This is a genomic window from Microbacterium sp. MYb72 (genome assembly GCF_002979415.1).
Classification (GTDB): domain Bacteria; phylum Actinomycetota; class Actinomycetes; order Actinomycetales; family Microbacteriaceae; genus Microbacterium; species Microbacterium natoriense.
The window spans coordinates 21,649-32,274 of record NZ_PCOT01000038.1; the positions used below are offsets into that span (position 1 = coordinate 21,649).

The 10,626-nt window shown below is 70.9% G+C and carries 11 protein-coding genes; 5 read left to right on the forward strand and 6 right to left on the reverse strand.

Translation table 11 applies throughout. The features are described from left to right. The first annotated feature begins 1 nt into the window (after position 1). From CQ047_RS16705 to CQ047_RS16720, 4 genes are read left to right on the forward strand one after another with little or no spacing between them, the layout of a single operon-like run. Positions 2–1,648, forward strand: coding sequence for an amidohydrolase (locus CQ047_RS16705; RefSeq protein WP_105677015.1), 1,647 nt, complete (start codon positions 2–4; stop codon positions 1,646–1,648). 23 nt (positions 1,649–1,671) lie between these two features. Further along, positions 1,672–2,028, forward strand: coding sequence for a YidH family protein (locus CQ047_RS16710; protein ID WP_105677017.1), 357 nt, complete (start codon positions 1,672–1,674; stop codon positions 2,026–2,028). Beyond that, positions 2,025–2,378, forward strand: a complete 354-nt coding sequence (locus CQ047_RS16715; RefSeq protein WP_105677018.1) for a DUF202 domain-containing protein — start codon at positions 2,025–2,027, stop codon at positions 2,376–2,378. The genes CQ047_RS16710 and CQ047_RS16715 overlap by 4 nt, the downstream gene beginning before the upstream one ends. An 8-nt stretch (positions 2,379–2,386) precedes the next feature. Next, positions 2,387–3,262, forward strand: coding sequence for a formylglycine-generating enzyme family protein (locus tag CQ047_RS16720; RefSeq protein WP_219844644.1), 876 nt, complete (start codon positions 2,387–2,389; stop codon positions 3,260–3,262). 24 nt (positions 3,263–3,286) lie between these two features. Here CQ047_RS16720 and CQ047_RS16725 read toward each other — a convergent pair whose 3' ends face one another. From CQ047_RS16725 to CQ047_RS16745, 5 genes are read right to left on the reverse strand one after another with little or no spacing between them, the layout of a single operon-like run. Next, positions 3,287–5,599 (reverse strand): arylsulfatase, encoded by a 2,313-nt coding sequence (locus CQ047_RS16725; protein ID WP_105677021.1) that lies wholly within the window; start codon positions 5,597–5,599, stop codon positions 3,287–3,289. Next, positions 5,600–6,388, reverse strand: coding sequence for an ABC transporter ATP-binding protein (locus tag CQ047_RS16730; protein ID WP_105677022.1), 789 nt, complete (start codon positions 6,386–6,388; stop codon positions 5,600–5,602). After that, a complete protein-coding gene (locus CQ047_RS16735) occupies positions 6,385–7,221 on the reverse strand; it encodes an ABC transporter permease (RefSeq protein ID WP_105677024.1) in 837 nt (278 codons plus the stop codon). Before CQ047_RS16735 ends, CQ047_RS16730 begins: the two co-directional genes overlap by 4 nt. Further along, entirely contained in the window at positions 7,218–8,000 is a 783-nt protein-coding gene (locus CQ047_RS16740) for an ABC transporter permease (RefSeq protein WP_105677031.1), read from the reverse strand. Before CQ047_RS16740 ends, CQ047_RS16735 begins: the two co-directional genes overlap by 4 nt. An 8-nt stretch (positions 8,001–8,008) precedes the next feature. Beyond that, the gene (locus tag CQ047_RS16745; RefSeq protein WP_105677025.1) at positions 8,009–9,016 is read right to left on the reverse strand and encodes an ABC transporter substrate-binding protein; all 1,008 of its coding nucleotides are present in this window, start codon (positions 9,014–9,016) and stop codon (positions 8,009–8,011) included. Positions 9,017–9,166: 150 nt separating this feature from the next. Between CQ047_RS16745 and CQ047_RS16750 the strand changes: the two genes are divergently transcribed. Then, on the forward strand, positions 9,167–9,778 hold the full coding sequence (locus CQ047_RS16750) for a TetR/AcrR family transcriptional regulator (RefSeq protein ID WP_105677027.1): 612 nt from the start codon (positions 9,167–9,169) through the stop codon (positions 9,776–9,778). Between the two features lie 51 nt (positions 9,779–9,829). Here the strand turns inward: CQ047_RS16750 and CQ047_RS16755 are convergent. Next, positions 9,830–10,626: GMC family oxidoreductase (locus CQ047_RS16755; RefSeq protein ID WP_181155986.1), on the reverse strand; the 797-nt coding region annotated here is incomplete at its 5' end.

Consider the following 10,626-nt stretch of genomic DNA (forward strand, 5'->3'; position numbering starts at 1 on the left):
GATGACGGATGCCGCAGACCTCATCGTCACCGGATCGGTGATCCGCACCGCCGACCGCTCGCAGCCGTTCGCGGAGGCGTTCGCGGTGCGGGACGGCCGGATCTCGGCCGTCGGCGCTCTGTCTGCGGTGTCCGCCCATCGCGGGCCCGAGACGAGGATGCTCGACGTCGGCGACGCCGCGGTCTACCCCGGCTTCGTCGACGTCCACAACCACCACGCCCTCGCCGGCCGCACCGAGCTCTTCGAGCTCTCGCTGCCTCCGTCGCTCACCCTCGACGAGATCCTGGAGAAGGTCGCCGAGAAGGCCGCGACGCTCCCGGAGGATGCGTGGATCATCGGCGGGGTCGTCGCGACGACCCTGCTCCCGACGCTCGCGAACACCGCCTCCCGCCTGCGGCTCGACGAGGCCGCGGGTGGACGGCCCGTCGTGATCGTCGAGGACTCCCGGCACAACCGCTGGGCGAACACGCGCGCCCTGGAGCTCGCCGGCATCACGGCCGACGGCATCCCCTCCGGCGGCGTGACGATCCTCGATCCCGACGACGGCACCCCGACCGGCGTGCTGCTGGAAGCGGCGGGCATCCCCGTGCAGGAGGCGTACGACCGCAGCGGCGGCCTGACCGCGGAGCAGCACGTCGCCGCCTCTCGGCGCGGGGTCGAGCTGCTCAACTCCTTCGGCATCACGACCTTCCAGGATGCGGGGGTCTCGACCGACATCCTCTCGGCGCTCGCGACGCTGGACCGCGACGGCGACCTGAACGCCTGGGTCGTGTCGTCGCTGCTCATCAACGACGAGATCTTCGGCTTCGACCCGATCGGACAGGCGCTCGTCGAGCGCGGCGAGGAGTTCCGCACGCCGCACCACCGGCCGGACTTCGTGAAGATCTTCCTCGACGGGGTGCCGCCGGCGAGGACGGCGTCGTTCCTCGAACCGTATGTGGCGGATGCCGCGCACGGCGCGCACTACCACGGCGAGACGACGATGACCTTCGACGAGCTCCACGGCTGGCTCCGCACGGTCGCGGAGCGCGGGCTCGGCGCCAAGGTGCACTGCACGGGCGACGGCTCGGCCCGACTCGTGCTCGACGTCGCCGAGCGGATCCGCGCCGACGGCTTCGCGACGCCGATCCAGATCGCGCACGGGCAGTTCCTCGCCGAGGCCGACATCCCCCGCCTGCACGCACTGGACGTGTCGGCCGACATCTCCCCGTTCATCTGGTTCCCCGGCGTCATCACACAGGCGCTGGCCGAGGTGCTCGGCGACCGTGCGGAGCACTCCCAGCCGAACCGGGCGCTGCTCGACGCGGGCGCCCTGGTCGCGGGCGGGTCGGACTGGCCGGTGTCCGAATCCCCCAACACGCTGGAGGGCCTGCAGGGGCTGGTCACTCGCGCCGATCCGCTGCACCGCGCGCCCGGCGTGCTGTGGCCGGAGCAGGCGATCACCGCCGAAGAGGCCCTGGAGGTCTTCACGATCAACGCCGCCACGGCCATGGGCCTCGGCGACGAGACGGGGTCGATCGCGGTGGGCAAGTCCGCCGACTTCGTCGTCCTGGAGCGGGATGCGATCGCGGGAGACGCGGAGCGCATCATCGACACGCGCGTGCTCTCCACGTGGTTCTCCGGCCGAGAGGTGTTCGCGGCCGGCTGACCATGCATCGATACGATGAGCCCATGCGCCGCTTCCCCCGCTCCGTCTACTCCGTCGGCGACGAGCCGGATCCGCGGTTCTCCCTGGCGAACGAGCGGACCCTCCTGGCCTGGACGCGCACCGGACTCGCGCTGATCGCCGGCGGCGTCGCCCTCGAAGTGCTCGGCCTCGACCTGCACCCGGGGTTCCGGCTCGCCGCGTCGCTGCTGCTGATCGTGACGGGCACCGCGGTCGCTCCCCTGGCCTGGTGGGAGTGGATGCGCGCCGAGCGCGCCCTGCGCCTGTCCCGGCCGCTCCCCGGAGCCTTCTCCGCCCTGCTGCTCGCCGTCGTGGTCATCGTCGTCGGACTGCTGGTCACGGCCGGTGTGCTGTGGCGATGACGGCGTACCGCCCGTTCGACCCGGGGCTGCAGCTCGAGCGCACCGAGCTCGCCTGGCGCCGCACGGCGCTCTCGATCGCGATCGGCTCGCTGCTGTCGCTGCGCGTCCTGCCGATCGCCCTGCCCCCGGAGGCCACGTTCTGGGGCTTCGCTCCGGGTATCGTCGGGCTGCTCTCCGCATGCGCCCTGTGGTTCGCTGCCCACCGACGCCAGCGCAGGCTCGGCGCATTCCTCTCGGGCGCGACCGGCGTCACCCCGCCCGGTGGCGCCATGCTCGTCCTCCTCACCGTGCTCGGTGCGGGGTTCGGAGCCGTCGCGCTGGTCTTCTCCGTGCTGTCGGCGCTGCGATGAGTCCCGGGATGGTGCGCATCCCCGCCGGGCTCCTCCGGATGGGCTCCGACGATCACTACCCGGAGGAGGGGCCTGTCGTCGAGCGCGAGGTGGCAGCCTTCGACATCGACGAGCATCCGGTCACCAACGCCGAGTACGCCCGCTTCGTCGCCGAGACGGGGTACGTGACCGTCGCGGAGCGCCCGCTCGATCCCGCCGACTTCCCCGGAGCCGACCCCGCGACGCTCGTCCCCGGCGGGCTCGTCTTCACCCCCACCGCCGGCCCCGTCGACCTCGGCGACTGGCGTCAGTGGTGGCGCTGGCAGCCCGGAGCGCACTGGCGGGCGCCGCAGGGTCCGTCATCGGACGTGGACGAGATCCTCGATCACCCGGTCGTCCAGATCGCCTTCGCGGATGCTCTGGCCTACGCGGAGTGGGCGGGCAAGCGTCTGCCGACGGAGGCCGAGTGGGAGTGGGCCGCCCGCGGCGGACTCGTGGGGGCGCGCTACGCATGGGGCGACGAGCTGCGGCCCTCCGGCATCCTCATGGCCAACACCTGGCAGGGCGAGTTCCCCTACCGGAGCACCGGAGCCCTCGGCTGGTCGGGCACCTCGCCCGTCGGCGCGTTCCCCGCCAACGGGTACGGTCTGAGCGACATGATCGGCAATGTGTGGGAGTGGACGGCGGATGCCTGGACACCGCGCCACGGCATGACCCCGACGGTTCAGCCCGGCGACCGCGTCACCCTCCTCGACTCGGCGGCACGGGGACCTGCACGGCGCGTCACCAAGGGCGGCTCGCACCTCTGCGCCCCCGAGTACTGCCTCCGCTACCGCCCGGCCGCCCGCTCCTCGCAGACCGAGGACTCGGCGACCACGCACCTCGGATTCCGCTGCGCGCTCTGACCGCGCCGCGCCGCACGTGCGCGCTCAGTCGGCGATCGCCTGCACCGCCTCGCCCACGGCCCGCAGCACGGTCCCGTCGTAGGAGGAGCGCTGGCCGGGCACGTACCGCACCGATCGCAGCTCGCCCCCGCCGAACGGATAGGTACGATGCGCCTCGTGCAGCTCCCAGTCGACGGGACCGCCGTAGTCGTAGCCGACGCTGATGCCCGTGAACGGGGCCATGCCGAGCAGCATGGGCACGTCGTCGACGACCGCGACCTCGACGCCGTCGACGTCGACGCCCAGGCGCCAGCGCAGGTGGGGTCGCTCCTCGACCCGGACGAGCACCCGATGCGCGCCCTCCCCCAGGCGTTCGCCGCGTGCGCGGTGCATGGCGCCGTAGGCGTTGTACACGAGGAGCGGCCGTCTGTCGTCGACGGCGAGGAGATAGCCGCCGCCCTGGTCGCCGTGCGCCACGATGACGCCAGCCGCCTCCGCGCGGGTCTCGATCTCGATCTCGATCGTGAAGGAGCGCAGCACCGTGAGCTTCGCAGAGCGGAAGCGCTCCAGCGGGGGCCGGAACGGCACGAGCGTCATCGGCGCCGACAGCGGCTCCTCCGTGTCTGGCCGCAGCCGGAAGAGGGAGCCGTCGTCGTCGAGCGGGAACACGGTGTTGCGCCAGGCCTCCGCGTGCCAGCGCTCCGCCATCCGCGCCACGCGCTCCGGATGCTCCGCCGACAGGTCGACCGTCTCGGTGGGATCGGCGGAGAGGTGGTACAGCTCCCACTCGCCCCCCTCGGCACCTTCCGCCTTCCTCGGCGCCGTCGCCGACAGTGCCTTCCACTCGCCCTCCACCAGCGCGCGGCGGCCGACGCACTCGAAGTACTGCGCCTCGCGCCCGTCGGCGTCGGGATCGGCGAGCACGCCCGCGATGCTGCCGCCGTCCATGTCCTGCGCCGTGCGACCACCGCGCTCGGAGAGCGGGGTCACGCCGGCGAGGTCGAGCAGCGTGGGAGCGAGATCGGAGACGAACACGAACTGGTCGCGCAGCCCGCCCTCCATCGGGGCATCCGGCCACGAGATGATGAGAGGAGCGTGCACCCCGCCCTCGTAGGTCGTCGACTTGAACGAGCGGAACGGGGTGTTCGAGACGCGGGCCCACCCCGTGGGGTACTGCCCGAAGAGCCGTGGCCCTCCGATCTCCTCGACGTCGCGGGGCACATCGGTCACCCAGCCCTCCGGCATCCCTCCGTGCGTGCCGAACTGCGCGAAGTAGCTGCGCGTGCCGCTAGGACCCCCTTCGGCCGTACCTCCGTTGTCGCTCGCGAGGATGACGATCGTGTTGTCGCGCTCTCCGCTGCGCTCCAGCCGTTCGAGGAGCCGCCCGACGCTCTGATCGATCTCGTCGACCGCCGCCGCGTACACCTCCATGTGCCGTGCGAACAGGCGGCGCTCGTCCTCGCCCAGCGCATCCCAGGAGGGGATCCGGTCGCCGTCCGCGATGGCGTCCTCCGGGAGCCGGGCGTGCGACGGCACGATGCCCCGTTCGCGCTGACGGGCGAAGCGCTCCTCGCGAAGGGCGCTCCACCCCGCCTCGTAGCGGCCGCGGTACTTCTCGATGTCGGCGTCCTTCGCCTGGATGGGCCCGTGCACCGAGGTGTGCGCGTAGTAGAGGAAGAACGGCTTCTCCTGGTCGTTCACCCGGAGGTCGTCGATCATCCCGATCGCGCGATCGGTGAGCTCGTCGGTGAGGAAGAACCCGTCGGGGAACTCGCGGATGCCGACGACGGAGTTGTCCTGCACGAGGCGGTGCGGATGGTGCAGCGAGGTGAAGCCGTCCATGCTGCCGAAGTACCGGTCGAATCCTCGCTGCAGCGGCCAGCTGGCGCGATCCGCGCCGTCGTGCAGGCGCGATTCGAGCGTGAGATGCCACTTCCCGACCATGAAGGTCGCGTAGCCGCCCGCGCGCAGCGACTCCGCCAGCGTCGGGGCGTCGGCGGGCAGCTCGCAGCTGAACCCCGGATAGCCGGGGTCGATGTGGGCGACGAAGCCGAAGCCGGCGCGGTGGGGGTTGAGGCCCGTGAGCAGGGCGGCCCTGGCCGGCGAGCACATCGGCGCCGTGCGGTAGTTCGTGAAGACCCAGCCGTCGTCGGCGAGGGCGTCGATGTGCGGCGTCTCGATCTCGCTCCCGAACGGGCCGAGGTCGCTGAACCCGAGGTCGTCGATGAGCATCACGATGATGTTCGGGGCCTTCTTCCGCGCCCGTCGCGGCGCGGGCCACCACGGTGCGGAGTCCGAGGTGAACTCGGCGACCCGCCCCTCGAACGCCTCGTATCCGCGTGCCGTCCGATCCGCCATCTAGCCGGCCCTCCTGATCAGCTCGAAGATCTCCGTCCGCAGCTCCGCGAAGGCGGGCAGTGCGCGCGTGCGGAGCTGATCGCGGGGGGCGCCGAAGTCGATCTCGATGATCTCGGTCACCTTCGCGGGTCGCTCGCCGAGCACGACGACGCGGTCGGAGAGGTACACCGCCTCGTCGATGTCATGGGTGACGACGACGATCGTCATGCCGAACTGCTCGCGGATGCGCAGGCACAGATCCTCCAGCTCGAAGCGCGTCTGCGCGTCGACGGAGGCGAAGGGCTCGTCCATCACGAGGACCTCGGGGCGATACGCGATGGCCCTGGCGATGGCGACGCGCTGCTGCATCCCGCCGGAGAGCTGCCACGGGTACTTCGACTCGGCTCCGGCCAGACCGACCGCGGCGAGCGCTGCGGACACCCGCTCCTCACGCTCGGCGACGGGCAGCCGCAGATGCTTCAGCGGCAGCCGCACGTTCTTCTCCACCGTGAGCCACGGCATGAGCGATCGCGTGTACTCCTGGAACACCAGGGCCATCTCCTCGGGCGGCCCGTCGATGGGCCGGCCGTCGATGGCCGCTGTTCCCGCGGTGATGCTCTGCAGCCCGGTGAGGCATTTCAGCAGCGTCGTCTTGCCGATGCCGGACGGGCCGACGATGCAGCACACCTCTCCGACGCGCACGTCGAAGGTGAGGTCGGCGATCACGGGGACCGGACCGTTCTTCGTCTGATAGGACTTGGCGAGGCCCGCGACGCTGAGGCGGACGGGGGCCTGTTCTGCGATGGTCATGAGTTCTTCTCCTGCTGCTGCGAGGCGATGTACCAGCGCAGCACGCGGCGCCGGAAGAGTGTGAAGACGGCCGTGGCCGCGTAGCCGATGATGCCGAGCACGAGGATGCCCGCCCACATGTCGGGGATGGCGAACGACTGCTGCGCGAGCAGCGTGGCCGCTCCTAGTCCGGTCGACGACCCGAGCATCTCGCTGGCGATCATCACGACGAACGCCGTGATGAGGCTGACCTGCATGCCGGAGAGGATGCGCGGCCCCGCGGCGGGCAGCACCACCTGGAAGAGGCGTTCGGCCGGAGTGAGCCGGTAGACCCTGGTGACCATCTCCATCGTCGGCTCCCCCGCCCTGATGCCGTCGATCGTCGAGATGAGGATGGGGAACACCGCGGCCAGCGTGATCGACAGCACGCGCGTCTCGTTGCCGAAGCCGATCAGCGACACGAAGATCGGCACGAGAGCCACCGGAGGGATGGCGCGGAAGAAGTGGATGGCGGGCTCGGCGAACCAGCTCAGCGGCCGCACGAGCCCGAGTGCGCAGCCGAGGATCACGCCGATGAGGGTGGCGAGCACGAACGACAGCGCGAGGTTTCCGACCGAGGAGGCGACGCTGCCGAGGAACGCCGGCGTCTGCAGCAGCTGACCCAGGCGGGTGAGGATGGTCTGCAGCGGAGGGAAGAAGGTGTTCGTCGATCCGGCGGAGGCGAGCCACCAGGCGGCGAGCAGCACGACGGGCACCGCGATCTCGGCGCCGACGAGGATCCACCGCGGCGACCCGCTCTGCGACCTGCTGCGGCGCACGCGGGCCCTGGTCTGGATGGAGGTGGTCAGGGTCATTGGTGGTCCTGCTTCCGGTACTGCGGGTGCCAGTGCAGCAGCATCCGCTCCCCCTGCTGGCTCAGCCCCTGGATGATGAGGCCGAGCACGCCGAGGATGACGACGTAGGCGAACAGCTGCGGCTGATTGCCGGAGATCTGCGACAGCAGCAGGCTCTGTCCGAGCCCTGGACCGCCGCCGAGGAGTCCGGCGACGACGGCGACGACGAGCGAGGTGGGTGCGGCGACACGCACCGCGGTGCCGATGTAGGGCAGAGCGCTGGGGAGCACCACCCGGCCCAGGATCTCGGCCGCCCCCATGCCGTACGACCGCGCCGTCGCCCTCGCCACCGGGTCGGTGTCGAAGACGCCAGCCGCCGACTGCACCGCGATCGCCGTCACGCAGCCGAAGAACACCAGGAACACGCCCATCCCGGAGGTCGGACCGAGCACGAGGACGACGATGGGCAGGATCACGATGGGCGGGATGGGCTTGAGGAACTCCAGCGGGACGCGGGTGGCGTGCAGCGCGAGCGGCGACGTGCCGATCGCGACGCCCAGGAAGACTCCCACCACGACGGCGAGGACGAGTCCGAGCAGGGCCATGGCGAGCGTCGCGCCGATGGCCTCCCAGAGCTGCGCGGTGCCGAGCATGCGCACCGCCTCGCCGATCGCCTCGGTCGTGGTGGGCAGCGGCGACGAGGACAGCGGTCCGACGGTCGCCGCCAGCTGCCACGCCCCGAGACCGCACGCGACGCCGAGTGCCCCGACGAGAGCGCCGGCCACGGAGGAGGTGCGCATGTCCGCGGTCACTTCGCGCTGACGATCACGCCGTCGAGCGGAACGGGCTGCGCCAGGAAGCCGAGCGACACGAGCTTGTCGTTGACGCGCTCCAGCTCCTCGGGGAGCACGGCGAGTGGCCAGTACGGCACCTTCACCTCGTCGAGGGAGAGCGTGGATCCGGTGTACTCCAGACCCGCCGTGATCGCCTCCTCCGGGTGCTCGTTCGCATAGGCGTTGGTCTTGGCCAGCGCCCGCTGGAACGCCGCGATCGCGTCCTCCTTGTTCTCGACCGTGGAGGCGCCGGCGGTCCAGAGCCCCGTCGCGCCCTCTTCGAAGAACCGGACGGACGGCGAGGAGAGCCGGACGGCGCCGATCGCATCGGCCTCGGCCGTGAAGGGGTTCACGAGGCCCGCGGCGTCGACCGTCCCGCTCTTGAGCGCGGCCACGGCGGAGGTGAAGTCGAGCACCACCCAGTTCACGGCGGCGGGGTCGATCCCCTCGTCCTTGAGAGCGTCGGCGATCACCACCTCGAGCTGCGCCTTGCGGGCGGGGATCGCGATGGTGGCGCCTGCGAGATCGGCCACCGAGGTGATGCCGCTGTCCGCGCTGGCGTACAGGCCGGTGTCGTCGAGGGCGTCGGGATCTTCGGAGTCCGCCGCGCCGTCGACGTAGCCGTCGGCCGCGCCGATGACCTTGAGCGGGACGCCGCTGGAGAGCGCGTTCAGCAGGGGGATGCTGGGCGAGTACGCGATGTCGACCTGACCGCTCTGCGCGGCCGCGAGGCCGGCTGGCGGGTTCGCGACGATGGATGTCTCGATCTCGAGCCCCTCGTCCTCGAAGAAGCCCTGCGCGATCCCGGTGAGCAGTGCGCCGTCGGACGTGAGGCCGATCGTGGCGACCTTGACCGTGGTCATCCCGCCTCCCCCGCCCTGAGAAGGCTCGGCAGCCGGAGACGACGAGCAAGCGGCGAGGGCGAGCACCCCGACCGCGGCCAGGACACCGCCGGCGCGACGGGTGAGTCGATGGACGTTCATTGCAACTCCTCTTCGAGTTAGTCACCAGTTGGTGATTAAAAAGATCGTACTCTTGCCTTGTATTTGATTGGTTACGATTGCATCACATTCGTCACCATTTGGTGACTAAAAAGGTCAAAACTAGAATCGTGAGAACGAGGGGGGCCTGCCATGCCGAAGATCGTCGACCATGACGAACGCCGCGACCACATCGCCGACGCCGCGGTGCAGGTCATCATCCGCGTCGGGTTCGAGAAGCTGACGATGCGCGAGATCGCGACGGAGGCCGGTTACGCGCACGGCGCCATCGCGCGGTACTTCCCGAACAAGCAGAGCCTGCTCACCGCGGCGTTCCTGCGCCTCTACACCCAGGCGAACGATCGGATCCACGCGGGCATCGAGGGGATCCGCGGCCTCGCCGCTCTGGAGCGGGTGTGCCGGGAGATCCTCCCCTACAGCCCCAACGGCCCGCTGTACGCGCGCGTCGTCATCTCCTTCTGGGATCACGCCTCCCAGGACGACGAGGTCACCCGCATCCATCGCGTGAACAACCTGCACTGGCGTGAGCTGTTCCGGCGATTCCTCACCGAGGCGCGCGAAGACGGCGAGCTCGCCGACCACGTCGACATCGAGACCGCGGTCAGCGAGGTCGCCTCGCGCAACGCCGGATGGCAGATGATCGCCGTGCTCATGCCCGACTCGGCGGGCGACGGGCGCCTGAACGACGCTCTCGAGGCTCTCCTCGCGACGTTCCGCCGCCCGAAGGCCCGCGCCGCCCGCTGACACCGTCATCCCCACGCCGCCCGCTGACACCGTCATCGTCGCCTCCGGCGCTCACGCCCCGAGCAGGAACCGCGCCCCGCGCTCCGCGATCATCGCCGCAGGCGCGTTCGTGTTGCCCGTCGGCACCGTGGGCATGACCGAGGCGTCGATCACACTCAGCCCCGCGATCCCCCTGACCCGCAGCTGCGGGTCGACCACGGCGCCCGCATCGCTGCCCATGCGGCAGGTGCCGACCTGGTGGTGGTAGGTGATGGCGGTGCGGCGCACCCAGTCCTCGACGTCGGCATCGGCCACCTCGGGTCCGGGGTAGACCTCGGTCGCTCCCCACTCCCCCGCGAGGGCGGGCTGCGCGCCGATGCGGCGTCCCTGGCGCACGGACGCCGCGAGAGAGGCCACATCGCGCTCGTCGGCGAGGGCCGCCAGATCGATCAGCGGCTCGTCCGAGAGACCGGGGCCCGAGAGCGTGAGCGCGCCGCGGCTGTGCGGAGTGACGAGACCGGCCATGAGCGTGAAGCCGTCGTCGCCCCGCGGCTCGAGGTCGCCCCACATCGGCACCGAGAAGTGGATCGGCTGCGTGTCGGGCTCGGCGAGGTCGGGCCGGCTGCGCCAGAACAGGTGGGTCTGCGTCACCGAGACGCCGGGCTGCGGCGGTCCGATGCGTCGCGACGTGGTGAAGATCACCGGAGACAGGAGGTGGTCGTGCAGGTTCTTCCCGACCTCGGGCGAGTCCTGCACGACCGGGATGCCGAGTGCGGCCAGTTCCTCCGCCGGCCCGATACCGGACCTCAGCAGGATCACCGGAGACCCGAGGGCGCCCGCCGAGAGGATGACCTCGTCGGCCCGCAGCT

Bases quoted from the DNA above. Each gene is read 5' to 3' on its own strand.
- CQ047_RS16705 (WP_105677015.1), top strand. From the start codon at position 2: ATGACGGATGCCGCAGACCTCATCGTCACCGGATCGGTGATCCGCACC.
- CQ047_RS16710 (WP_105677017.1), top strand. From the start codon at position 1,672: ATGCGCCGCTTCCCCCGCTCCGTCTACTCCGTCGGCGACGAGCCGGAT.
- CQ047_RS16715 (WP_105677018.1), top strand. From the start codon at position 2,025: ATGACGGCGTACCGCCCGTTCGACCCGGGGCTGCAGCTCGAGCGCACC.
- CQ047_RS16720 (WP_219844644.1), top strand. From the start codon at position 2,387: ATGGTGCGCATCCCCGCCGGGCTCCTCCGGATGGGCTCCGACGATCAC.
- CQ047_RS16725 (WP_105677021.1), bottom strand. From the start codon at position 5,599: ATGGCGGATCGGACGGCACGCGGATACGAGGCGTTCGAGGGGCGGGTC.
- CQ047_RS16730 (WP_105677022.1), bottom strand. From the start codon at position 6,388: ATGACCATCGCAGAACAGGCCCCCGTCCGCCTCAGCGTCGCGGGCCTC.
- CQ047_RS16735 (WP_105677024.1), bottom strand. From the start codon at position 7,221: ATGACCCTGACCACCTCCATCCAGACCAGGGCCCGCGTGCGCCGCAGC.
- CQ047_RS16740 (WP_105677031.1), bottom strand. From the start codon at position 8,000: ATGCGCACCTCCTCCGTGGCCGGCGCTCTCGTCGGGGCACTCGGCGTC.
- CQ047_RS16745 (WP_105677025.1), bottom strand. From the start codon at position 9,016: ATGAACGTCCATCGACTCACCCGTCGCGCCGGCGGTGTCCTGGCCGCG.
- CQ047_RS16750 (WP_105677027.1), top strand. From the start codon at position 9,167: ATGCCGAAGATCGTCGACCATGACGAACGCCGCGACCACATCGCCGAC.